The 25,927-nt window shown below is 42.8% G+C and carries 22 protein-coding genes; all 22 read left to right on the top strand.

Annotation, left to right across the window (positions count from 1 at the left end; translation table 11 throughout):
• On the top strand, positions 1-586 hold a 586-nt coding region (locus BM377_RS06740), incomplete at its 5' end, for a GDP-mannose 4,6-dehydratase (protein WP_143104479.1).
• Between the two features lie 25 nt (positions 587-611).
• Positions 612-1,553: a GDP-L-fucose synthase family protein gene (locus BM377_RS06735; RefSeq protein WP_334292988.1), complete on the top strand. Its 942-nt coding sequence runs from the start codon at positions 612-614 to the stop codon at positions 1,551-1,553.
• Between the two features lie 184 nt (positions 1,554-1,737).
• Positions 1,738-2,676, top strand: coding sequence for a glycosyltransferase family 2 protein (locus BM377_RS06730; protein ID WP_092245664.1), 939 nt, complete (start codon positions 1,738-1,740; stop codon positions 2,674-2,676).
• A complete protein-coding gene (locus BM377_RS06725) occupies positions 2,676-3,422 on the top strand; it encodes a glycosyltransferase family 2 protein (RefSeq protein WP_092245661.1) in 747 nt (248 codons plus the stop codon). Before BM377_RS06730 ends, BM377_RS06725 begins: the two co-directional genes overlap by 1 nt.
• 48 nt (positions 3,423-3,470) lie before the next feature.
• Positions 3,471-4,880 (top strand): exopolysaccharide biosynthesis polyprenyl glycosylphosphotransferase, encoded by a 1,410-nt coding sequence (locus BM377_RS06720; RefSeq protein ID WP_092245659.1) that lies wholly within the window; start codon positions 3,471-3,473, stop codon positions 4,878-4,880.
• A gap of 57 nt (positions 4,881-4,937) precedes the next feature.
• Complete coding sequence (locus tag BM377_RS06715; RefSeq protein ID WP_092245656.1) at positions 4,938-6,050, top strand: YveK family protein; 1,113 nt, start codon at positions 4,938-4,940, stop codon at positions 6,048-6,050.
• 4 nt (positions 6,051-6,054) lie between these two features.
• Entirely contained in the window at positions 6,055-6,864 is an 810-nt protein-coding gene (locus BM377_RS06710) for a glycosyltransferase family A protein (protein WP_092245653.1), read from the top strand.
• A 30-nt stretch (positions 6,865-6,894) separates the two neighbouring features.
• Positions 6,895-8,028, top strand: coding sequence for an EpsG family protein (locus tag BM377_RS06705; RefSeq protein WP_092245651.1), 1,134 nt, complete (start codon positions 6,895-6,897; stop codon positions 8,026-8,028).
• Positions 8,029-8,043: 15 nt separating this feature from the next.
• A complete protein-coding gene (locus tag BM377_RS06700) occupies positions 8,044-8,976 on the top strand; it encodes a glycosyltransferase (protein ID WP_092245648.1) in 933 nt (310 codons plus the stop codon).
• On the top strand, positions 8,973-10,259 hold the full coding sequence (locus tag BM377_RS06695; protein ID WP_092245646.1) for a glycosyltransferase family 4 protein: 1,287 nt from the start codon (positions 8,973-8,975) through the stop codon (positions 10,257-10,259). Before BM377_RS06700 ends, BM377_RS06695 begins: the two co-directional genes overlap by 4 nt.
• Before the next feature lie 5 nt (positions 10,260-10,264).
• Positions 10,265-11,455 carry a glycosyltransferase family 4 protein gene (locus tag BM377_RS06690; RefSeq protein ID WP_092245643.1) on the top strand — a complete coding sequence of 397 codons (1,191 nt, stop codon included), beginning with the start codon at positions 10,265-10,267 and terminating at the stop codon, positions 11,453-11,455.
• A 7-nt stretch (positions 11,456-11,462) separates the two neighbouring features.
• The gene (locus BM377_RS06685; protein WP_092245640.1) at positions 11,463-12,734 is read left to right on the top strand and encodes a hypothetical protein; all 1,272 of its coding nucleotides are present in this window, start codon (positions 11,463-11,465) and stop codon (positions 12,732-12,734) included.
• Entirely contained in the window at positions 12,727-13,734 is a 1,008-nt protein-coding gene (locus tag BM377_RS06680) for a glycosyltransferase family 2 protein (protein WP_092245638.1), read from the top strand. The genes BM377_RS06685 and BM377_RS06680 overlap by 8 nt, the downstream gene beginning before the upstream one ends.
• Positions 13,735-13,737: 3 nt before the next feature.
• Positions 13,738-15,303: a hypothetical protein gene (locus tag BM377_RS06675; protein WP_092245635.1), complete on the top strand. Its 1,566-nt coding sequence runs from the start codon at positions 13,738-13,740 to the stop codon at positions 15,301-15,303.
• 123 nt (positions 15,304-15,426) lie between these two features.
• The gene (locus BM377_RS06670; RefSeq protein ID WP_092245632.1) at positions 15,427-16,635 is read left to right on the top strand and encodes an ATP-grasp domain-containing protein; all 1,209 of its coding nucleotides are present in this window, start codon (positions 15,427-15,429) and stop codon (positions 16,633-16,635) included.
• The gene (gene pseF, locus BM377_RS16690; RefSeq protein ID WP_092245629.1) at positions 16,632-18,599 is read left to right on the top strand and encodes a pseudaminic acid cytidylyltransferase; all 1,968 of its coding nucleotides are present in this window, start codon (positions 16,632-16,634) and stop codon (positions 18,597-18,599) included. The genes BM377_RS06670 and pseF overlap by 4 nt, the downstream gene beginning before the upstream one ends.
• Positions 18,600-18,640: 41 nt before the next feature.
• Positions 18,641-19,708: a pseudaminic acid synthase gene (pseI, locus tag BM377_RS06660; RefSeq protein WP_092245626.1), complete on the top strand. Its 1,068-nt coding sequence runs from the start codon at positions 18,641-18,643 to the stop codon at positions 19,706-19,708.
• A 17-nt stretch (positions 19,709-19,725) separates the two neighbouring features.
• Positions 19,726-20,808: a UDP-2,4-diacetamido-2,4,6-trideoxy-beta-L-altropyranose hydrolase gene (gene pseG, locus BM377_RS06655; RefSeq protein WP_092245623.1), complete on the top strand. Its 1,083-nt coding sequence runs from the start codon at positions 19,726-19,728 to the stop codon at positions 20,806-20,808.
• Positions 20,809-20,811: 3 nt separating this feature from the next.
• A complete protein-coding gene (locus tag BM377_RS06650; protein WP_092245620.1) occupies positions 20,812-21,885 on the top strand; it encodes a glycosyltransferase family 2 protein in 1,074 nt (357 codons plus the stop codon).
• The gene (locus BM377_RS06645; RefSeq protein WP_092245682.1) at positions 21,875-22,951 is read left to right on the top strand and encodes a polysialyltransferase family glycosyltransferase; all 1,077 of its coding nucleotides are present in this window, start codon (positions 21,875-21,877) and stop codon (positions 22,949-22,951) included. The genes BM377_RS06650 and BM377_RS06645 overlap by 11 nt, the downstream gene beginning before the upstream one ends.
• A 40-nt stretch (positions 22,952-22,991) precedes the next feature.
• Positions 22,992-24,752 carry an ABC transporter ATP-binding protein gene (locus BM377_RS06640; RefSeq protein WP_092245616.1) on the top strand — a complete coding sequence of 587 codons (1,761 nt, stop codon included), beginning with the start codon at positions 22,992-22,994 and terminating at the stop codon, positions 24,750-24,752.
• A gap of 40 nt (positions 24,753-24,792) precedes the next feature.
• Positions 24,793-25,923 (top strand): acyltransferase, encoded by a 1,131-nt coding sequence (locus BM377_RS06635; RefSeq protein ID WP_092245613.1) that lies wholly within the window; start codon positions 24,793-24,795, stop codon positions 25,921-25,923.
• Positions 25,924-25,927: the final 4 nt, after the last annotated feature.

The raw sequence follows: 25,927 nt of genomic DNA, 5'->3' as shown, positions 1-25,927 counted from the left end.
TTACAACATGTTCTGCTGCTCGGGAATTCTTTTCAACCACGAGTCAGAGCGCCGCGGCGAGACTTTCGTTACACGTAAGATCACGCTTGCAGCAGCACGTATCGCACAGGGCAAGCAGGATAAACTTTATCTTGGAAATCTCTCAAGTCTTCGTGACTGGGGTTATGCCAAGGATTATGTTGAGTGTATGTGGCTTATTCTTCAGAACGATAAGCCTGAGGATTTTGTTATCGCAACAGGCGTTCAGCACTCTGTTCGTGAGTTTGCACAGCTTGCATTCCACTATGCGGGCATTGAGCTTGAGTTCAAGGGCGAGGGCGCTGACGAGAAGGGTTACGACAAGGCTACAGGAAAGGTACTCATCGAGGTATCACCTGATTTCTATAGACCTACAGACGTTGTTAACCTTTGGGGCGATCCCGGCAAGGCAAAAGAGAAACTCCACTGGAATCCTCAGACCACTTCTTTTGAACAGCTTGTAAAGATCATGGTTGAGCACGATATGGCTAAGGTTGCCGTTGAGAGAGCTAACGAGCACGTAGAATTTAACCTTGCGGAGTTCCTTGAAAAGGGAATTGATAAGTAATTAAGGAAAAGAGGCGCATATCATGATGGAAAAAAATGACAAGATCTATGTTGCAGGACATAGAGGAATGGTTGGCTCTGCGATCGTAAGAGAGCTCAAGGAGCAGGGATATTTCAATATCATCACAAGAACCCACAGCGAGCTTGATCTTACGAGACAGGACCAGGTCGAAAAGTTCTTTGCCCAGGAGCAGCCTGATTATGTTTTCCTTGCAGCTGCCAAGGTTGGCGGTATCATGGGTAATTCCGAAGCTCTTGCGGATTTCATGTATGAGAACATGATCCTCGAGATGAACGTTATCCACGCAGCTTGGAAGAACGGCTGTAAGAAGCTTGAGTTCCTCGGTTCATCCTGTATTTATCCCAGACTGGCTCCTCAGCCTATGAAAGAGGATTGCCTTCTTACATCAGAGCTTGAGAAGACAAACGAAGCATACGCGCTTGCCAAGATATCGGGCCTTAAGTACTGTGAGTACCTCAATAAGCAGTACGGAACGGATTATATTTCGGTTATGCCTACCAATCTGTACGGACCCAATGATAACTATCACCCCACACATTCTCATGTTCTTCCCGCACTTATCAGAAGATTCCATGAGGCTAAGGAGCAGAATCTTCCTTACGTTACATGTTGGGGCGACGGAAGTCCTTTGAGAGAGTTCCTCTACGTAGACGATCTTGCGAACCTTTGTGTATTCCTTATGAATAACTACAGCGGCAACGAGACGGTCAATGCCGGAACGGGAAAAGAGCTTACGATAAAAGAGCTTACGGAGAAGGTTGCAGCCATCATCGGCTACACAGGCGAGATCAGATGGGATCCCACAAAGCCCAACGGAACGCCCAGAAAACTTCTTGACGTATCAAAAGCCAAAGCACTTGGCTGGACATATAAGACAGAGCTTGAAGACGGTATCAAGCTTGCGTACAAGGATTTCCTAGAGAATCCCATGCGCGCGGAGAGATAAAGATTGTTAGAACACCGCTTTGAAAGTATTTGCTGCTTCCAAAGCGGTGTTTTTTTGTCCTAAAATTTGAAAGACAGGCCCTTTAAGTGTAAAATACTGAATAGAGTGGGATTTTATAACTTGCGTTAGAGGCAAGTATAAGTTTACGCCATGTCAGAACATGAAACGGGAGTAAGAGACAATAATGAAATTACTTAGTGTTGTTGTTCCCTGCTACAACGAGCAGGATAATATCGCGGATTTCTACAACGAGCTTTTAAAGAACGAGTCTTTTTTCAAGGAAAAAGATATCGAGCTTGAGATCATATATATTGATGACGGTTCTTCGGATAAGACGCAGGAAGAAGTTACGCGCCTTCATGAGAAGGATAATAGAGTTCATCTTGTCGGATTTTCTAGGAACTTTGGAAAAGAGGCGGCTATGTTCGCAGGACTCCGAAAGTCAAAGGGCGATTATGTCGTGATCATGGACTGTGACCTTCAGGATCCACCGGCTCTTTTATCTGAAATGATAAATGCGGTGATGGATGAAGGATACGACAGCGTAGCCACAAGAAGGGTCAGCAGAAAAGGCGAGCCTCCGATCAGATCGTTCTTTGCGAGGATGTTCTACAGACTTATCAACAAGATTTCCAACGCGGAGATTGTTGACGGAGCAAGGGATTACAGGCTCATGACACGCAAATTTGTCGACGCTGTTCTTTCCATGGAAGAATACAATAGGTTCTCTAAAGGAATCTTCGGATGGGTCGGCTTTAAGAATAAATGGATTGAATTTGAAAATATCGAGAGGAGAAAGGGTGAGACCAAGTGGTCTTTCTGGAAGCTTTTTGCCTATGCGATCGATGGGATCGTGGCTTTTTCGACTACGCCTCTGACTATTGCATCTGTTTTGGGCATGCTATGTTGTTTGGTCGCCTTTATCTTTGTCATATTTATTGTTATAAGGCAGCTTACCGTGGGAGATCCTAACCAAATGGTGGGATGGGCTTCCATGGCGAGTATCATTTTGTTTGTCGGCGGATTGCAGCTGTTCTTCGTGGGTGTGGTCGGTCAGTACCTTTCAAAGACGTATCTTGAAGTTAAGAAGCGTCCTTTGTACATCGTAAAAGAGGAGTTGTAATGGTCAGTATTATCGTGCCGGTCTACAATGCGGCTAAATATATAGAAGATACCATAGCCATGGTATGCAATCAGACATACAAGGATTGGGAGCTTATCCTTGTGGACGACGCATCCAGAGATGGGAGTGCTGATCTCATCGAGGAGTGCATCAAAGAGCAGGGCAAGCGTATCAAGCTTATTAGAAAAGAAGTTAACGAGGGAGCGGCTGCTGCGAGAAACACGGGAATTGACGCTTCGATCGGAAGGTATATAGCATTTCTTGACGCAGATGACGTATGGGAGATGGATAAGCTTGAAAAGCAGATTGCTTTCATGGAAAAGACGGGAGCCGCTTTTTCTTTTCACTCTTATGAATTCGGAGATGAGAAAGCGCGGCCTACGGGAAAGATTGTTCATGCGCCCGCTACGCTTAATTTCAGGCAGGCGCTTTCAAGAACCGTTATTTTCACAAGTACGGTCATGTTCGATACGGAAAATATAGATATGGAAATTATCCATATGCCGATGGTTCCGAGCGAGGATACGGCTACGTGGTGGAGGATACTTAAGAGCGGAATTACAGCTTACGGACTTGATGAGAATCTTACGATCTACAGGAGACCACCAAAGTCTCTTTCGTCCAATAAGCTTATCGCTATGGAAAGAATCTGGTTCTTATACAGAAATATAGCCAACCTGTCGGTGTTGGAATCTTTATTTTACTTTGGAGGATGGGCTGTCAGAGCGACTCTTCGCAGACTGTAAGCAGTTTTCCGCGCTGCGAGATAGGTCGTCGTGACAGTAAGGGGATTTATGAGAAAAAGTGAATCATTTAAAAGAATAATAGTATTGCTATTTGATTTCCTTGGAATATGTATGTATGCCGCGGTTTTTGCGTGGGCATGGTTTGCTGTTTATTATCCGTTCCTGCATAATTACAAGCCCGGTAAGACCGGCGTTACTGGAATGGGTATTACTTATGTGTTCATGGGACACGTATTCATACTTGTAGTGTATTTCTTGCTACTCTTTTTCTTTTTAAATACGTATGGCGGACTCAGAATAGGCTATCTAAAGCCTATTGATGTTTTCTTGTCTCAGATATTTGCACTTCTTTTGGGAAATTTCTTTATGTTCCTGATAATGACCATTATCAGAGCTACCTACGAAATACTTCCGATCGTTCCACTCTTGGGAGTCTGGATTGTTCAGATGGCAATATCGTTTTTGTGGGCATTTATAACGAATGTTATTTATATGCGGATATTCCCGCCCAGAAGGCTTCTCCTTGTAAACGGCGAGTATGCTGCGGATGATATTATCAGTAAATTTGATACAAGAAAAGATAAGTACACTATTGTAAAAAAGATCAATATTTCCGAGGGTATTGATAAGGTATACGAAGAATGCCTTGGAGATTACGACGGAGTTATCATCTGGGATGTTCCGAGCCAATACAGGAATGGGCTTGTTAAATACTGTTATGGCAGAAATATAAGAATATATGTGATGCCCAAGATAACGGATGTGCTGTTAAAAGGATCATCGCAGCTTCATGTTTTTGATACACCGGTTCTTTTGCTTAGAGAATATTCCATCAAGATTGAGCAGAGATTTATAAAAAGATTACTTGATATCTTGATATCTCTTTTGCTTATTATCATTACTTCGCCGCTTATGTTGATCGCAGCGATCGTGACCAAGCTATACGACGGAGGTCCGATCCTGTACAAACAGGTAAGGTGCACCAAAGACAGGCGTGAGTTTAAGATAATGAAATTCAGAAGTATGAGTGTGGATGCGGAAAAGGACGGTGTTGCAAGGCTTGCTGCCAAGAATGATTCCAGGATCACACCTTTTGGTAAGTTTATCAGGGCGTGCAGGATTGATGAGCTTCCTCAGCTCTTTAACATTCTCATCGGAGATATGTCTTTTATCGGTCCGAGACCCGAGAGGCCGGAGATCATAGATCAGTACATGGAAGAGATGCCTGAGTTTGCGTTCAGGACCAAGGTTAAAGCAGGACTTACGGGTTATGCGCAGGTTTACGGCAAGTACAATACAACGCCGTATGACAAGCTTAAGCTTGATCTTACTTATATAGAGAACTATTCGCTTTGGCTCGATCTTAAGATCGCGCTGCTTACACCCAAGATCCTTATAACTCCCGATGCGACGGAGGGAATTGAGGATGACCAGATTACTGCCAAGAAGAACTCATAAGGAAGGCGGTGTGCGGAGGTAAAAAGTCCGCACGACCGAGATACGGAGACTTGATACATGGACAGAAACAAGAACAAATATATGGAAGAAACGCTGGATCTTAAGAGCTTTTATTTAAGACTTATAAAGAAGCTGTGGCTTATCCCTGTCATGGCACTTATCGGAGCGCTTATCGGCGGATGCATTTATTATCTGGTGACGGTTGCTTTCGGACCTGAGAGGTGCTTTGAAGCACAGACCTCATTTTATCTGACTTATTCTCCCGATGCGTATCTTACCAATGAATCCGGCGGGACAATGATTGATTATTATAATTCTTATTCGTGGTCCAAGCTTATCTTGCCGTCTCACGATGTGCTTGAAGAGACAGCAAAGATTTTGAAGGACGAAGGATGCGACATAACGGAAGAAGAGGTAAAAAATTCAGTTTCGGCGGACGTTCCTTCGGACTACAGATTTCTTGTCATCACAGTCAAGAACGCAGATAAAGACAAGGTAAATAAGATAACGGACGCAATCATAAAAGATTTTGAGATTTTCCCGAGCATCAGTGTTATGCATGCGGTTGATACCATTTCGGTTATTTCAAGAAGCGATGTTTATCCTGAGAAAGTTGATAACAGGATTCTGACGGCGATTATATTTGGCGCTGTTGTGGCAGCTCTTTTGGCTGTGCTGATAATTCTTTTATTGGACGCGTTTGACGATTCGGTATATGTACCCGAGGAGTGTGAGAGAAGATATGGTATTCCTGTTCTCGGAGTATTATCTTCCAAAGGCGAGATCAGTGACATGCTCAAAAACGAGCTGACGGCGGCGTATGAAAAATATGCTTCAAAGGCAGAAAAGGCCTATTTCATTTCAACCGACAGTTTGGAAGATTATGAGAGGTCGGTAAAAGATCTTGATGTATTAAAGAATGTTCTTGGCAACGGAAGAAGTGAGAGCGTATCTAAGCTCACTCCCATGGAGGTTCCGGGCAAGGTTCTAGAGAATTACAGAAAAATAGGCGAATCGGACGGTGTGATACTGGGCGTTCCTATGGGTAAAAAGAACGGATGCATGACCGAACATGTAATCTCACAGCTAAAGAAGCATGACTGCCCTATTTTGGGAATCGTTATTGCACGTGCCGATGAGAAATTTATAAAAAAATACTACGGAGTTTAACCTGATGTCTGACAGACTTGAGATACTAATTTCAGCCGTTAATAAGGCTGCAGAGGAGCTTCCTCTTAAAATGAAAATAGAGACCGATGCCGTTATCGTCAATCAGGTTCCCGACGGAAGCGGTGCGGATAAGGATGAGATGATCGTAACCCAAAGCGGTTTATGTAAGGTGCTCACAAGACATGCCAAGGGCGTCGGATTATCGAGAAATATGGCGCTTGATACGGCAACTCATGAGCTTATTCACTTTGGAGACGATGACATCGTTTATGATGAGGGATATTCACAGAGAATAGTTGACGAATTCGATAAGCATCCGGAAGCGGATGTGCTTCTTTTTAACGTTCAGGCGCAGCCGGGGAGGGAGACCTATCGGAATGAGGATTACGCGAGGATAACCTGGAGAAATTACGGAAGATATCCGGCGTACGCAATTGCTGCAAGGAGAGATAAGATAATTAAGGCGGGAGTGAGGTATTCTCTTTTGTTCGGAGGCGGCACCGAGTTCATGAACGGAGAGGATTCACTGTTTTTGCATGATTGTTTGAAGGCCGGGCTTTGCATGTACAGAACTCCGGTCTCACTTGGTCACGAAGAGGTCGGGGAATCTACCTGGTTTAAGGGATATACCGACAGATTCTTTTTTGACCGCGGTGTACTCTATCATTTCTTATATGGGAATTTTGCCAAGATTCTGGGCTTTAGATATTTGTTTAAGAACAAAGATGTGATGTGTAAGGATATGGGGCTTGTTAAGAGCTATAAGCTTCTTGCCAAGGGCGTAAACCACGGAAGAAAGCTAAAGACAAGATAATCTGAGCTTGAGTTATTTGAGAGGATACAGATGGCTGTTTACCTGATTTTGACAGCGGTGGTCATTATGACCGCCATGCTGATCAAGAAGACGGAACTTAATACAGAATATGCACGTAATATGTGCATTCATCGTGGCATGAAAAGACAGGACATGGTCAATCTTATTGCGATGCTTACTATTTTCCTGGGCCTTTTTTTGGTGTCCGCGCTCAGGGTTAATGTGGGAAACGATTATGCATCGTATGTTGAGAAGATGCATCTTGTTTATTCCAATGCATACGTGATAACGGAGCCCGGATTCAACATAGTAACATATGTTATTTATTCAATCTGCGGGTCGGAACAATTTATTTTGGTCTTCGCTTTCTTTTCGTTTTTTACGGTTCTCTTTTTTATGAAAGCAATCTGGGATCAGAGTGAATGGTTCATTTTGAGTTTTGGAATGTTCATGTTGCTCGGATATTATTTCCAGTCTATAAGTACCGTGCGTTATTATTTAGCTTTAGGAATGGCGCTGTATTCGATCAAGTTTGTGATAAAAAAAGATTGGCCGAGATTTGCGGTTGTGGCACTTATCGGTTGTCTTTTTCATTTTTCCATATTGCTGATTCTTTTCTTTTATCCGCTGGCAAGACTTAAGTGGAAGAGATGGATGTACGGAGTGAGCGCGGTTATGTGTTTATCGTGTCTGTTCCTTAATGATCTTTATCTTAAGGCTGCGTTGTGGATTTATTACACATACAAAAATACGGAGCTTAATACCGGAACGAGTATTACTGCCATAGCAAGATGCGTTGCCGTGCTTGCTTTTGCGTTTTTTGTACTTCGGGATAAGCTTAAGGAAAACAGGACTTATCTGTTTTATTTTCACTGTAATCTGATCGCGCTGGCGCTTTATATATTCGGTAAATTCCTTCCGGAAATCTCGAGGCTCGGATATTACCTTACGGTGACTCAGATTCTTTTTATCCCTGCAGTTATAAAAAATATCAAGGATGATAAAAAGAGAAAGCTGGTCACGGTGTTGGTCTGCGCTGCGTGCTTGGTATATTTTGTTATGTATATGAGATATGACGCGCCGAGGGACGGAGTCAGGATACTTCCGTATCAGACGATTCTTTTCCACGATATGCCGCCTATTCTTTCGGATAAAGGTTATTAAGGAGTTTTTGTTTTTATGAAGAAGCCTTTTTTTACAATAATAATAGTTTCATATAATCCCGGAAATAAGCTGATCGAGACCGTTGAGAGCGTTAAGAAGCAGACTTATTGCAATTACAGGATCTTGATAAAAGACGGAATGTCTACGGACGGTTCGCTTGATAAGCTCAGGGAAAAACTGGGGATGACCGGAAATGTCGATGAAAAGGGCGAAGTTACTATAATTGAGAGCTGTGATAACGGAATTTATCATGCGATGAATATCGCGGCTTCGCATTTAAATGATAAGGTTAAGAACGCCAGAGCAGAGGACGCGGAGTTTGAAGATGCGGAGAAAGTTAAGATTCTTCGTGCCGGAGAGCTTCCTTCATATATTTTCTTTTTGAATTGCGGAGATACTTTCAGAGATGAGAATGTGCTCAGAAAGGTCCATGATCATATTATTTCCAAGATTGAAAAGAGCGGAACAACGGTTCCTTCGATCTTTTACGGAGATACATTTGATTGCATGACAGGATACAGAGTGGCGTCCAATCCCAAGATTGATGATTTTGCGTGCTACAGAAACGTTCCGTCTCATCAGGCATGCTTTTATGATGAGAGACTCATATACAGAAATCCGTTTGAGCTAAAATATAAGGTCAGAGCGGATTACGAGCATTTTTTAAGATGCTTTTATAAAGAGAAGGCACAGGCAGTCTACATGCCGGTGATCGTTGCCAATTATGAGGGCGGCGGATTCTCCGATGTAAACAAGAAAATGTCTGAGGAAGAGCGCCGTGATATTATCAAAATGTATCTTCCCGTGTCACAAATTCGAAAATATGATATAATCAGGATATTTACTTTTGCAGCGCTACGAACTGCGCTGTCATCAAATAAGCTTACATCAGGAGTTTACAACACGCTTAAGAGCTTTATTTACAAGCTAAAGGAGAAGAGAAATTGAGAGTTTTATGGTTATGTAACATTATGCTTCCGGCGTATGCGGAAGCGCATGGAGTTGAATACTCCGTAAGAGAAGGATGGCTTACGGGTTGTCTTGATAGGATCATTGGGGAAAATGATTCCGAAAAGAATAATTTGACACTTGGAATTTGTTTTCCTAAAGAAGATGCCGGCAATTACAAAGAGGTTATCGACGGTATAACCTACTATGATTTTACTGAGGATCTTGACCATCCGGAGACCTACGATCGCAGTATCGAGGAGAGATTCCGCACAGTATTGGATGATTTTAATCCCGATATCGTGCATATTTTCGGAACCGAGTTCCCTCATACACTTGCTATGCTCAGAGCCTTTAATAATCCGGATAAGACACTTCTTGGTATTCAGGGGCTTTGCGGTGCTATCGCGTTTGATTACATGGCAGGACTTCCGGCCAATGTTCAGGAATCCGCTACTTTCAGAGATCGTATCAAGGATGATTCTTTGGTTCAGCAGAGAAATAAGTTTTTGATACGTGCGGAGCATGAAAAAGAGGCAATTCTTTCCGTTGGAAACATTACGGGAAGAACCGATTTTGACAAGGCGGAGACTGCTAAGATCAATCCCGAAGCAAAGTATTTTTCGATGAATGAGACGATGAGACCTCTCTTTTACACCGGAAAGTGGGAAGAGAAGAAGGCAGATCCTCACACTATCTTTTTGGCACAGGGTGATTACCCGCTTAAGGGCTTCCATTTTGTGCTGCAGGCTATGCCTAAGATCTTGGAGAAATATCCTGATGCGCATCTCTACGTTGCGGGTAACAATATAATCGGTAAGAGCAACAACAAATACCCGTTTTTCTTAAGAGCGAGTGCGTACGGTAAATACTTGAAGAAGCTGATATCTTCAAACAAGCTTAAAAAGAAAGTATCGATGCTCGGTACGCTCAATCAGGAGCAGATGAAAGACAGATTCTTGCACAGCAGCGTATTTGTGTGCGCTTCCGTGATCGAGAATTCGCCCAATTCAGTCGGAGAGGCTATGCTCCTCGGAGTTCCGATCGTAGCATCGAGAACAGGCGGCATCCCGAATCTTCTTACGGATAAGAAGGATGGTCTTTTGTTTGAGAATAAGAATCCCGAAGAGCTTGCGGACAAGATCCTTGAGATCTGGGATGAACCCGTGATCTCAGCGGTTTACGGTGACAATGCATCCAAGCATGCGCGCGTAACTCATGACGCGGATGCCAATTATAAGAGACTTATTGAGATTTATGATGAGATTAATGGTAAGGAGTAAACAAAGTGGTCGTTACTTTTGTCTCTAATTACATAAATCACCATCAGATTCCTTTTTGTAAGGAAATGGCGGAGTATGGTCCTGACGTGGAGTTTCACTTCATCCAGACCATGCCGATGGAGCAGAAGAGGATAGACATGGGATGGGCAGTCGATCCCGGTTCATACTCTTTTGTTTCTGTGTACTATGAGGACAAAAAGACCTGCGAAGATCTTATCTTAAATAGCGATGTTACGATATTCGGTTGGTCAGAGGGGATTGTAAAAGAGCTTGAGGAGAAAAGGTTGTCTTCCGGCAAGCTGTCTTTTCGTGTGAGTGAGAGAATTTACAGAGAAGGACAGTGGAAGATGATAAGTCCCAAGGGGCTTATAAACAAATATAAAGAACACATCAGATACAGAAAAAAGCCTGTTTATCTCCTGTGCGCGGGTGCTTATGTTGCCTCGGATTTTAAACTTATAGGCAGTTATCCCGGCAAGATGCTTAAATGGGGCTATTTCCCTGTCGGAGCATCAGAAGTAAAGACGGAGCGAAAGGTCGGTTATCCCATCAAGATCTGCTGGGCGGGAAGACTTATTGATCTTAAGCATCCGGAATTTGCAGTTAATCTTGCCGAGAAGTTAAAAGGACTCGGTTATGATTTTAGGATGGATATCATAGGTGATGGAGAGCTCAAAAAAGATCTTGAGCGCAGCATAACTGAGAAGGGAATTGAAGATAAAGTCACTTTGACAGGTGGGAAAAAGCCTGAAGAGGTGCTGGATTATATGAAAGCAGCTGATATTTTTATTTTTACCAGCAATTATCTTGAAGGCTGGGGAGCCGTTGTCAACGAGGCGATGTCTTGCGGATGTGCGGTTGTTGCTTCCAATGAAGCCGGTGCGGTTCCTTTTCTTATTGAGGACGGAGTAAACGGATATACATATTCAAACGGCGATTACTTTGATTTTTCAAATAAAGTATTGCTCTTATTTGAAGATAGAGATAAAATCTTGGAGTTTGGTGAAAAAGCCGCTGAGACAATTGGCAAGCTTTGGAATCCAAAACATGCGGCCGCTGAGCTTATTCGCTTTTGCAAAGGATATAAAGACGGAAAAGAGCCGGCTTTTTCCGCAAAAGGGCCTATGAGCGCCGCAAGGATTATTAAACCTGCCGGTTTCTTAAGAACCATGCAGGAAAAGAACCGATTGGAATGAGGAATTTATGAGAAGTATCGATGAATTTTTTGACACCGAATTTGAAATTTTCGGTCTGAAGCTGACATTATTTGATCTATTCTTTTTTACGGTAATGACATGTCTTGGACTGATCATCAGACTGTCGCTTTATGATATCGTTTCGGGCGATTACAAGCTTGCTTTTGCAGATTGGATGAGAGAGTGCCACGAGGCGGGCGGATTTGCTTATCTTGGGATTAAACCCGGTGTTTCCGATGCCAGTACGTTTGACTACAACTGCATGTTTCAGTATATTATCGTGATCCTTCACTATATAGGCGGCGGGATCGAAGACAGGTACCTTGTTAAGACAGTCTCCGTGATATTTGATTTTATTTGCGCTGTAACTATAGCAAGAATTGCTTGCGAAGTTACCGGTAAAGATGTAAAGAAGACTATGATCGCGTACTCTGCGGCTATGTTTCTTCCTTCAATGGTGCTTAACAGCGGGGCTTGGGCGCAGAACGATTCTATATATACCACGTTTGTTTTCTTATCTCTTCTTAGCATTATCAAGGGAAAAGACAACAAAGCGTTTATTTATCTGGCTTTTGCCTACAGCTTTAAGCAGCAGGCTATTTTCTTCGTGCCTTTTGTGATACTTATGTGGCTTAAGAATAAAGTTAAGATCAGATATGTCTTCTGGATACCAGTTATCCATGTTCTTGCCATGGTTCCTGCTGCGATAGCCGGAAGAAGCTGGGGAGACCTTCTTGGTATTTACGGTAAGCAGGTTAAGATGTTCTCAAGGCTCACCATGAATTATCCCAGCATCTATGCGATAATTACAAAAGATCTCAGTTCCGGAATCAGAAAGATACTTATACCTGTGGGATCTGTAGCGACAGTGATGATCTTTGGTATTCTTGCATATTATATTTATAAAAAGAAATTTGAGATAACCGGAAAATATATGATAACTCTTGTTATCTTTACATCGCTGCTCTGCTGTTTCTGTCTGCCTGCAATGCATGAAAGATACGCGTATATTCCCGAAGTACTTGCAGTAGTTTATGCTGTATTTTCGTATAAGAGAATGTCAATCTGCACTATACTTCAGGTTATAGCGATGATCACATATTCGAGATATCTTTTCGGCTCGACTGTGTCTGATGTATGGCCGCTTTCGATAGCTATGCTTATAACCATCTTGGCGGTTGGATATGATCTTTTACTTCAGATGAAAGAGAATGAGATAAAGCCGGATCCTGTTGTGGTAGAACAGACCGAGGCTGAGACGGAGGCTGTAAGTGGCTGAGAATACCGGGAAACTAACGGTCATCATACCTGCATATAATATCGAGGATCTTCTCGGAAGATGTATCGAGTCTGTGGCTTCTCAGGATTACCCTGCGGAGCTTTTACAGATTATAGTTGTTGATGACGGTTCGAGCGACTCTACAGGCAAGATAGCCGATGAGTATGCGGCCAAATATGAGAATGTCACGGCTTTTCACAAGGAAAACGGCGGTTCAAGCAGTGCCAGAAACCTTGGAATAAGTCATGCGACCGGTGAATATCTTGGCTTTGTCGACAGTGATGATTTTGTCGATAGTAGGATGTTTAGTACGCTCATGGATGCTGCTAAGCGCTATGATGCCGATATGGTTCAGGTTTCAAGGGATGAGATCGCTGAAGACGGCACGATGCTTCCTGATGTGATCACGCCTCCCGCAGATGAAACGGTTGTTACACCCAAGGAACATATGCGTACGCTTCTTATGCACACGGGCGATGCTTCTTTTTGTACCAAGATCACAAAAAGATCGGTCCTTGCGGATGATCTTCGCTTTCCCGAAGGTGAGCTTAATGAGGACTTTTATCTTATGATCAAGGCCCTTTCAAGGATAAATAAGCTTGTGATCCTTCCCGAGAAATATTATCACGTATACTACAGAACGGGCAGTAATTCCAGGAAGAAAGCCGAAGATAAGGATTATTTCCCGAGTGTTTTCACAGACATCGTAAGAAACGCCGATGTTGCGCTTGATATAGTAAAAGACATATATCCTGAACTTATCCCGGTGGCGGAGAGATTCGGGTATTATCAGAGGCTTGATTATCTTCTTCATATTCCTACAAGTAAGATGACCGGGGATAATGTTTTTTACAGAGGCGTTGTTAAAAATATCAGAAAAAATCTCGGTAAGATCCTTGGAAGCAAGTATCTGTCCAAAAGGGATAAGATATATCTTTTGATCCTTGCTCCCGCACCGAGGCTTGTCAGAAAACTCCACGCTTACGTTAGGGGACTGTAAAGCATGAAAAAATATGCGATTTACATAATCTTACTCATATCGATCCTGGTCAGTGTATTTTACGGATTCCAAAAGATGGGCTTTCATGAGGATGAGTATTATACATATTTTTCTTCGAACAGGAGTCTGGGACTCTATCAGCCCGACAGGGAATGGCAGGATAGGCAGACTGTTCTCGATGAGTTCTCCGTAAAAAAGGGTGAGGGCTTTAACTATGGACTAGTTAAGCTCGTTCAGTCATGGGATGTTCATCCTCCCGTTTATTATTATATTTTCCACACATTATGTTCATTTACGCCCGGAAGCTTTACGAAGTGGAGCGGGATCATAACCAATTTAATATCGTTTGTTATCGCATTTATTGCGATGGTTGCGCTTATGAAGGCACTTGAAGTTCCTATTGAAGTACAGGTTTTGACGCTCTTGTTCTGGGGTATCAATACTCAGACCGTTTCATGCAATCTGCTGATCCGTATGTATGCATGGCTTGGAGCGGTGATAATTCTTTGTGCCTATGCTCACATTAAGCTTATGAAAGATTATGATGAGTATTCGTCAGATCTTAAGAGGTTGTGGGTGCGCAGGATACTTCCTATTATGGCGATATCCTACATCGGATTTTTGATCCAGTATTTTTATATATTCTTCTTTGTGAGTATCGGAGCGGCGCTGACGTTTTGGATACTCTTTAAGAAAAAAGATGTAAAGAAGGCGGCAGTTTATGTTATTAGCTGCGCTGTATCACTTATGCTGGCGGTTATCACATATCCTGCGAGCGTTCATCATCTTTTCGGCGGCTACAGAGGAACGGGAGCGGCCGGAAGCTTTTTTGACATTAAAAACACGGGAATGAGAGTGTCTTTCTTTATAGGACTTGTGAACAATTTTGTTTTCTCGGGGGGACTGATCATTGTTGCTATAATGCTTATCCTTGGGATAATGACTTTGCTTGTTTCCAATAAGAAACACAAAAAAGTCAGTGCGGAGGTCATTGTTCTGACTGTGGGAACGGTCGGATATTTTCTTTTGACATCCAAGTGTGCGCTTCTTGTGGGAAGTGCGTCCGGAAGATATGAGATGCCTATTTACGGGCTCATAATATTGCTTTTGTTCTTCGACCTTTATTACGTCATCGATTCGATCGGTAATAAGGCATATTTGATCGCTATGGCGGCAGCTCTTTTGTTCTTCCTTGCAAAGGGACATTTTATTGATAAAAATGTGCTCTTTCTCTATCCTGAGGATGTAGAGAAAATGGCTTATGCAAGCGAAGAAAACGCTGATAAGAATTCGGTAGCAGTTGTTATGTTTAATCCTGCGACCGCGCATAACGTATGGAGGCTGACGGATGAGCTTCTATGCTACGACAAGGTCTTTTACATGGATGAAGAGAACACAGATAAGATTGTTGATGAAGATGTGATAAATGCGGATAAGATAGTTTTGTACGCCGCTGATGACGATCTGCAAAAAGAGGCTTTTGATAATCTGACAGCTTCTTGCAAGGTATCAGGGGATTTCAAGCAGCTGTTTACCGAAGATATGTGGACAACTTACGAGGTTAGATAGCCAGGTTTATGCGCCACCGAGGGAACGAACGGTGCTTCGGATTTTGACCTTGTACGCGCGATATATTATAATCAATTAGTTAGAGAATGCGAGAATTTCGGTGTTCTTCGGAGGTTTTTATAGATGAGAGCAGCGGTTATCGGAGCAAGCTCCGAATCGATATATACGATCAGTAAAGCCAAGGAACTTGGCCTTTTTGTCGTTGCACTTGACGGCAATCCCAAGGCGCCGGGGCTTAAAGAGGCAGATGCTTCTTTTGTGGTTGATATAAGGGATCCCGAGAAGGTTTTCGAGATTTTGGACAAAGAAGAAAATAAGCCTGACGTTGTGCTTCCGGTTCCGATAGGAAGATATCTTACGACAACGGGGGCTGTAAATGACAGATACGGACTTGTCGGAGTAACCGAAGAAGCGGCCGGTATCTGTACCGATAAATATGAGTTTCACAGAATCCTGAATGAAAACGGACTTAGAGATGCTGAGCTGTATCTTTTGCCCGCGGGATCTGATGTTCCCGATGCTTCAGAACTTAACGATATGTATCCCGTTGTTGTTAAGCCCAGATTCGGCTCGGGAAGCAGAGGAGTTGAGATCTTTAATTCTCGCGCCGAGCTTGAGGAGAAATTTCTCAAAGGTCAGCCCTATGACGAGGATTACTGTATAGAAAGCTGTATTCCCGGACCTGAATACGGTGTTGACGGAGTGTTTGTTGACGGTAAGTTTAAGCTCATCCTTCTTAGGGGCAAAAAGAACACACCGCCTCCGTACAGAGAGTGTGTAGGCTATTATTCCGTCCTCAGAACAGAGGAAAACAAAGAGTTTTATGACAGAGTTGTCGATCTTATGCAGAAGATCGGTGATTGCGTAGGCTTTAAGGATAATCTTATCCATGCGGATATAATTAAAGACAACAATAACAGACCGTTTATCATCGAAACATCTGCAAGACCTTCGGGACATAATCTCCACAATCTTTTTACCCCGATGGCAAGCGGTGTTGATGAGGTGGTCGAGTTTATAAAATATGCGCTTCCGGGTCTGAATAAGACCTACTCGTTTGATGCTAAGACCAAGGGAAACATGGTCATAAGATATTTTGATTTTGAAGATGTCAGAGTGAACAAGGTTCCTGATGAAAAAGAACTTATGAAGAAATATCCGCTTAAGGCATGGCAGTGCAATCTGCAGCCCGGAATGTTCCTTGGGAAAGTCACAAACGGCGCATCCATTATGGGACGAGGCTTCTATGTGCTTGAGGCGGCGACACATTTTGAGCTGGACGGATATTGCGACGCCATTAAGAGCGAATTTGAGCTGGAGGAGACAAAATGACTTCCATAGCCATAATTACAGCCAGGGGCGGAAGTAAGAGAATCCCCGGAAAAAACATAAAAGAGTTCTGCGGGCAGCCTATAATTGCTTATTCGATCAAGGCAGCTCTTGAAAGTGGCGCCTTTGACGAGGTCATGGTCTCAACGGATGATGAGAAGATTGCCGAGGTTGCCAAAAGATACGGTGCAAAAGTGCCCTTCTTTAGATCCGACGCGACGGCGGGCGACTATGCGACAACCGATGAAGTTATTGCCGAGGTGCTCGAAAAATACAGAGAACTTGGACAGGATTTTGACAGATTTTGCTGCATATATCCCACGGCTCCATTCATAACGGATGTTAGGCTAAAAGAGGCGATGAAATGCCTTGATGAGCATGAATCGGTTACTCCCGTGTGCCAGTTTTCATATCCTCCTCAGAGGGGATTTGTTGTTGTGGACGGACGACTTGTAAGAAAATATCCCGAATTTGAAAATACCAGGTCTCAGGATCTTGAAAAGTTATATCATGACAGCGGTCAGTTCTATGCTTGCAGAACCGATGCTTTCTTCAGAGGCAGAACAACGGATGTTGAAGATATGGTTCCCGTTATCCTTTCGGATGATGAGGTTCAGGACATCGATACATTCGATGATTGGAAGATCGCGGAGCAGAAGTACGTGAGGCTGCATCCCGATGCTTGTGAGGAAATTGCGCGCGAAGGCGGTGTTCGTAGGCTCGCGACATATGCACAGGCTTTAAAGCGCGGCGAGAAATTCGACGACAGCAAGCTCGCCACTCCTTATTACAGGATTGACGAGAAGCTCCTTGATGCGGATATAGATATGCTCAAAACCGCTCTGGATAAGGATTGGAATAATTACACTTGTTCTTATTCGGTAAAGACAAATTCTCTTCCGTGGCTTCTTAAACATTTCAAAGACAATGGATTTTTTGCCGAGGTTGTATCCGCCGAGGAATATGATCTTGTAAAAAGAATCGGTTATAAACCAAATGAAGTTATATTTAACGGACCTATCAAGGAGAGAGTTCCGTTTGAGGAAGTTCTTTTAGCCGGAGGAATTGTTAATCTTGATTCCAATTACGAACCTGACTGGGTTCTTGAGATTGCAAAAAACCATCCGGGTCAAAAATTAAATGTAGGTTTAAGAGTTAATTATGATATTTCCGCATTTCTTCCCGATGAAGTACTTGCTGACGAAGAGGGAAGCAGATTTGGATATTGCTATGAGAACGGCTCTCTTGAGGCTGTGATCAACAAGCTCAAAACCGCGGATAACGTTAAGATAGCAGGTCTTCATCTTCATTCTTCGACCAAGTCACGCTCTGTAGACGCGTATAAGGTTCTTGCCAAGGTTGCCGGAATTGTTGCTGAAGAATACAAACTGGATCTTGAATATGTTGATATGGGCGGCGGTTACTACGGCGGAGTTAAGGATAAGCCCGATTTTAGAAGCTATGTGCCTGCAATTGCAGAGTCACTTTCGGAATTTTTTGATGTATCAAAGACTAAGCTTATCATGGAGCCCGGAGTATCCATGGTTTCATCGAGTTTTGATTTTGTAACAAGTGTTATCGATGCAAAGCAGGTCAGGGATCACAGATACGTTATCATCGACGGAAGCAGAGTTAATCTTAATCCTCAGGTTACAAGAAGATGGTACCCTCACAGATTTGAGATTGCAGGCGGCGAATCCGGAAGAGAGAAGCTTCCCGCGCAGATGATATGCGGTTCAACCTGTATGGAATACGACAGACTCTTTATGGCAGAGCAGGAGCCTGAGCTTAAGGCAGGGGACAGAGTGGTGTTTACCAATGCAGGCGGTTATACGGTCTGCCTCTCACCTCTTTTTATCCATTACTATCCTGCCGTTTACGTAAAGAAGGCTGACGGAACGCTTTATACCGCAAGACAGCCGTGGACCAATGATGAATACATTATGAAAAACAATTATGAAATCTGATGTGCCGAGCGGCACTTGGAATTATGGAGGAAACAAGATAGATGCCAAGATATGAACTTAATCAAAATATCAAATTGGCTGATCATATTATCGGAAACAATCATCCCGTGTACATTATCGCGGAGATGTCCGCCAACCATCTGCAGGATTATGACAGGGCGGTAGAGATAATCCACGCGGCAAAAGATGCGGGCGTTGATGCCATAAAGCTGCAGACTTACACGGCTGATACAATAACAATTGATTCTGATAAGAGTTATTTTCAGATTACCGGAGGTACGATATGGGACGGAACGACTCTTCACAAGCTGTATGAAGAAGCTTACACTCCTTGGGAGTGGCAGCCAAAGCTCTGTGAAGTTGCAAATAGTCTCGGACTCGACTGCTTCTCTTCACCGTTTGATGACACAGCTGTCAGCTTTATGGAAGAGATGAACATGCCGGCATACAAGATCGCATCTTATGAGATTACGGATATTCCGCTTATCAGAAACTGTGCTTCCAAGAAAAAGCCTATGATCATCGCAACGGGAGTTGCAAGAGAGAGCGATATCAGACTTGCAATTGAAGCGTGTCTTGAGGAAGGAAATAAGGATATTATTCTCCTTAAGTGTACATCGGCTTATCCTACGCCTTATGAGGACGTCAATCTCAATATGATCCCGACTCTTGCACAGGAGTACGGCTGTATCATGGGACTTTCAGATCATACAATGGGCTCGGGCGTAGCTGTAGCTTCCGTAGCACTCGGAGCAAGAATGATCGAGAAGCATCTTACGCTTAAGAGATCCGACGGAGGTCCGGACGGTGCCTTTTCCATGGAGCCAAAGGAATTTGAGGAACTTGTAAAGAACGTTAGGATGGTCGAGAAAGCGCTCGGCTCTAAAGAATATAAGCTTACTCCCGTACAGGAAACAGAGAGAGAAGGAGCAAGATCTCTTTTTGTTGTGGAAGATATCAAGCAGGGCGAGGCACTGACACCTGCCAATATTAGGTCGATAAGACCCGGAAACGGCCTTCCGCCCGTAGAATATGATAAAGTTATAGGTAAGGTTGCAACGCGCGATCTTTTCAGAGGTGATCCGCTCAAATACGAAGATTTTCAATAAATGAGGATGATTCGGATATGGGAAAAAAGATCTGGATAAAAGCAAACGGTAACGGAATCATTGCAACAGGACATATCAGAAGATGCATGACAATTGCACAGGAGCTTAAAGCTCTTGGCGCTGAAGTGGAGTTTGTGCTTTCCGATGAGGATAGTGCCAATCTTTTGCAGACGCTTTCGGATGAAGAAGATATTCAGTATGATGCACGCATCCTTCACACGGTTTTTTCAGAGCCTATGCAGGATATTGAGGTCCTGGAAGAGATGATCGCAGATGAGAAGCCGGATTTTTATCTTATGGACTCGTATTTCCTCAAAGAGGATTACTTTGATGCGATAAACGACATCATAAAAAAGAATAATCTTTCAACCAAGACCGGCTTTATTGACGATCTTTATAAATTTGATTATCCGGTTGACCTTGTGGTCAATTATGACATCGAGATTCCCAAGGATTTCTACAGTGCTCCACATAAGCTTCTTGGTGCGAAGTATGCGCCTCTTCGTAAGCAATTCGAGGGCATAGATTATGATGTTATTCCTATAGCCAAAAGAGCTTTTCTCTCCGCGGGAGGAACAGATCCGTATCATATAGTCGGCAGTCTCCTTAAGGAAGTATATGAAAACGACGGACCGTGCAGGAAGATACCTGATTTTATGCTCTTTACCTGTGACGTTATCGTCGGAGCTCTGTTTGAGGAAGACTATGTCAAAGAGCTAAAAGAGCTTGCGGCTAAATATCCTGCGATAACACTGCATGAATCAACTCCCGATATGGCAGGACTGATGAAAAGCTGCGACTTCGCGGTGACGGCAGGCGGAACAACACTTTATGAGCTGTGTGCAGTCGGAGTACCTACCGTGGTCTACAGTATGGCTGACAATCAGGTTGAATTTGTAAAAGCCTTTGATAAGTCCGGAGCGGTTAAGTACGCAGGTGACTTAAGAGAAGACGACAGGATTGTTCAGAGGATAGTTGCATGGGGAATCGCAGCGATCGACAATCAAGAATTCAGAAAGAAAATGAGTGACAAAGCAAGGAAACTTGTAGACGGAGGCGGTGCAAATAAGATTGCACGTGCTATTTTAGAGATAATATAAAGCATGAAAAAACTAAGTATCATAGTGCCTGTATATAACATGGCAGCTGACGGAAAACTTGATTATTGTTTAAAGAGTCTGGTAAATCAGCAGCTCTCTTTTGGTGAATACGAGATAATAGCGGTTGATGACTGCTCTACGGATGAATCTTATGAAATCCTGAAGGACTATATGGCAAGATATCCTGATAAATTCATAGCCCTTCATTCCGAAGTCAATCACCACCAGGGAGGCGCCAAGAATATCGGTCTTGCGAAAGCCCGGGGCGAGTGGCTTGGGTTTATAGATGCGGACGATTTTATTGTTCCCGACTATTACGAGAGACTTCTTAAGAAGGCAGAAGAGACCGGGGCAGACATGGTGGGCTGTGATTACACTATGGTCACAGATCATAGCTTTAACGTCGGAAAGGTAGTCCACAACAATAATTATTCGCAAACAGGTGTTATGAATAAAGAACGCTACAAGAACCTTTTGATAGAGACCGGTTCTTTGGTCGTTAAGGTCTACAGACGAGAGCTCATTGTGGGTGACTATGTTCCTGAGACCAAGGACAAGCTTGATATATTCCCTGAGGATATCTTTTACGAGGACAACGCCGTAAGTAATACCTGGATGCTCAGATCCAAGCATTTTGAGTATATTGATGAGCCTTTGTATTTTTACTATCAGCACGATGCCTCTACGGTTCACAGCATTTCTATGAAGAACCTTGAGGACAGAATGACTGCGGGAAGAGAGATAGTTGCCCAGGCCAAAGAAAACGGCTATTTTGAGGAGTATAAGCCCGAGATAGAGTTCCAGTATACGGTATTGTTTTATATAAATACTTTGTTTTCGGCGATGCCAAAGAAGTCCGGACTAAAAAATGTGTACGGATTTTGCAAGAAGCTGGCCATGGAAATGCAAGAAACCTTTCCAAATTTCCAAGACAATGAATATTATAAAGAGAAAATTCACCCCGAGGAAAAGAAGCTAATCTCTTATCAAATGAAATCACACCTGTTTTTTTATTGCTATTACAGATTATTGTGGTTTTATAGAGGGCTGAGAAGTGGGAAACAAAATGCACGATAGAATTTATGTATGTCACACCTTTTATCATGTATATGTGGCGTGCCTTAAAGAATTTTATATAGCTGACGGTAAGAAGGCATCTCTTGTACTTTCCAAGATGTCCAATAATTTTGGAAAGATGGTCGAAAGAGCAAAGAACAGCGATATCTTCGATGAAGTGTTTGAGTACGATGAGAAGGAAGACACTTTTTTCCCTGAACTCAAGGAGCTCAAGACCGATTCGGGCAGTATCGTCACCAATATGATCAAGCGAATAAAGTTCTGCAAGAGATTTGGAAAGCTCCAAGAGAAGTATATTCCCGTGGATTTTAAGAAATACAAGGATATATATGTGTTCTGCGATTCGGATCCTATAGGCTATTATCTGAATTATAAAAAGATAAAGTACCACGCCGTAGAAGACGGACTCGACTGCATAAGATATTATGACACTGCAAGATACGATAACAGGGGTCATTTTAAAATCAAAGCATTTATGGCGTCTCTGGGACTTATACATATACAAAACGGCTACGGAAGATATTGCATCGATATGGAAGTAAACAACATATCCGTGCTTCCTTATCCGTGTGAAAAGTACGTTGAATTTCCAAGAAAGAAGCTTACAAACAGACTTACCTCTGAAGAAAAAGAGAAGATGCTTGAGCTCTTTGTTGATGATATGCAGGGGCTGAAGGAAAAGCTGTTTAAAGAAAAAGACGGTAAGACACTTCTTGTTTTATCTGAGCCACTCTGCGACCTTGAGACCAGAGAGCGCATCTTTAGGGATATTATTGACGAATATGGTACTATAGATGGTAAGCGTGCTGTGGTACTTATCAAACAGCACCCGAGAGATTATCTTGATTACAACAAGACATTTCCCGATGCGATCGTTCTTGACGGTTCGTTCCCTATGGAGATGCTTAACTTTATCGACGGACTCTATTTTGACAGGCTCGTGTCTGTATATACCGTGGTTGATTCGATTCAGTTCGTAAAAGAAAAGCATTATCTCGGAGACAATTTCATGGACAAATATGAAGCTCCGGAGATTCACAGACAGAATGAAGCAATAACAGATTAAAGCTTTTGATTATATTAAAACCGGAAGGATTATTGGTTTTATGCGTAAGATTTATAAAAAACTGATGCTTTTGCTTGATGCAAAACAAAAAAGACAGATGGCGGGTATGGTTTTTCTGATGCTCATCGGAGGCTTGCTTGAGTCTCTCGGAATTGCCCTTATTGTGCCTATCGTGGAGACGATATCGAAGCCCGGGAAGATAGAAGAGAGCAAAAAGCTTTCCTACATCTGCAAGTTGCTCAATATCAGCAACTCCGATGTTATTAAGCTTGCCGGGGCATTGATGGTTGCACTCATATTTGTTTTTATCATAAAGAATGTGTTTTTGTATTTCATGAATGTGGTTCAGCTTAGGTTTGTTTACACCAATCAGTTTGCCACATCAAGAAGAATGATGATCAACTTTATGCAGCGTCCGTACGAATATTATCTTAACGCTGATACCAGTGTTATTCAGCGAAGCATTACTTCTGATGTTAACAATATGTACGGTCTTATCCTTAGCTCTTTACAGCTTATCAGCGAGATCATCGTATTTATATGTATTGTTGTATATCTTCTTAGTAAAGAAGCTAAGATGACTATTTCAATTGCTGCGATCCTCTTGATAGTTCTTTTGCTCATCAAGTATAAGATCAAGCCCATTATGGTCAAGGCCGGACAGGAGAATCAGGACTATTACAGCGGGCTTTATAAGTGGATCGACGAGTCCGTAACGGGAATCAAAGAGATTAAGATTGCCAATAAAGAGAATTATTTTATCAACGGATATGCCGATTGTGGAGCCGGCTATGTAAATGCGGTTCAGAAGTACAATCTTTATAATTCTACACCGAGACTTTTGATAGAGTCTGTGGCTATTACAGGAATGATTGGATATATGCTTGTTGCTATGGCTACGGGAACACCGCTTGAGGACCTGATTGCTCCGCTTACTGTACTTGCGGCAGCTGCGGCAAGACTCATTCCCAGTGCCAACAGGATCAACAATTACCTCACAAGTATCGCTTACTTTGAGCCTTTCCTTATGAACGTAAGCGATAATCTTCAGGAGGAGATCCACGACGGCTCGATATCATATAACAGCGAAGACTACAGAAAGAAGATTGAAGCCAAGAAGCTTCCCGTTAATAAGAGCATTCTTTTAAAGGATATTACTTACAAGTATCCCAATTCAGATAAATACGTTCTTGAGCATGCGGACATGGAAGTGCCTGTTGGCAAGTCCGTAGGTATTGTTGGAACTTCCGGTGCCGGTAAGACAACTATTGTTGATATAATGCTTGGACTGCTTCAGACTGAAAGCGGTCATATCTATGCAGACGGCACAGATGTAATGACCAACTATCCCGGATGGCTCAAGAATATTGGCTATATTCCTCAGACTATCTTTATGCTTGATTCAACTATCAGAAAGAACGTGGCATTCGGATATGCAGATGAGGATATTGATGATAATAAAGTGTGGCAGGCCCTTAAGGAAGCATCTCTTGATGAATACGTAAGATCACTTCCCGAGGGACTTGATACCAGCATAGGTGAGAGAGGTATTCGTCTCTCAGGCGGACAGAGACAGAGAATCGGAATTGCGAGAGCTCTTTTTGAAGATCCCGAGGTACTTGTCCTTGATGAAGCAACTTCAGCTCTTGATAATGAGACTGAGGCAGCCATTATGGATTCAATAAACAAGCTTCACGGAAGAAAAACGCTTGTTATCATTGCGCACAGATTACAGACAATCGAGAAGTGCGATATGGTTTACAGTATAAAGGACGGCAAAGCGGTCGTAGACAGACAATAAGCACAGCGATGTAGAATAAACAAGACAGACGGAGGCTATAATGACCGGCCAGGGTATGACACAGAAAAGAAATGCGAATATTGAACTTTTAAGGATCGTGGCAATGCTGATGATCCTTACTCTTCATTTTAATTTTCAATCAAAGGCTCTGCTTGAACCGGGAGAGCCTGCTTCGCATGTTCGGATCTTTGCATCCATTCTGGAAGCCATAGCGATAACCGGTGTCAATGTCTATGTGCTTATAAGCGGATATTTCCTTTCTGCTTCAAATGTTAAATTCAGTAAGATGCTGCAGCTTATTCTTCAGGTTTATTTCTATACTCTCCTTGTTTCCGCTGCGATGATGTTTGTCGGAGCATACACGGTAAGACCCGAGGATAAATTGGACAGAACTTTGAAATATCTTTTCCCTATATCTGCGGAGCACTACTGGTTTGTGACGGCGTATGTGATCATGTATGCGCTTGCGCCGGTTATGAATGCTGCGGTAAATACGCTTAAGAGAAAACAGATGAAGGCTGTCATAATAGGTCTTTTGTTCTGGTTCTGTGTTATCAAGAGTGTCGTTCCGGTACAGTTCGGAACTGACAGAATGGGATACGATTTCGGATGGTTTATATGCCTGTATCTTATTGCGGCATATATTAGGAAATATAATGTTGTTATTTTCCGTGATGCCAAGAGAAGCGCTATAGTTTTTGTGTTATCGGCTGCAGTGATAGCGGTGCTTAGTCTTGTCTTTTACAAGATAAACTATGATACCGGAAGATTTAACTACTACGCGGGTGTTCCGAACCATTACAACTTTATTTTCACGCTTACGGGAGCGCTTGGACTGTTTTCTTTATTTAGATTCATGAAGCTAAAAGAAAATTTCTTTGCCGAAGTTATAAGGATAATCGCGCCGTATACACTTGGCGTATATCTTCTTCATATGCATTTTGAGATTGCGGACAGATGGGTTGAATGGATCGAGCATATCATCGGGGAGACTCCGCTTGATAATGTTCCGATGTATTTTATTCATCTTGTTGTTTCGATCTTGATAGTATTCTTTGCCGGAATATTTGTTGATTGGGTCAGAAAATATGTCTTCAACTTTATCGGAAGAATATGTGAAAACACCAAGCTTTTCAAGCTGATCAAACGTATTGACGAGGATTTATGCTAAAAAA

Origin of the sequence: Butyrivibrio sp. INlla21 (assembly GCF_900116875.1) — a bacterium.
Lineage (GTDB): Bacteria > Bacillota > Clostridia > Lachnospirales > Lachnospiraceae > Butyrivibrio.
The sequence above is the reverse complement of the archived record's forward strand: the minus strand, read 5'-3'. Positions and strand labels throughout refer to the sequence as shown.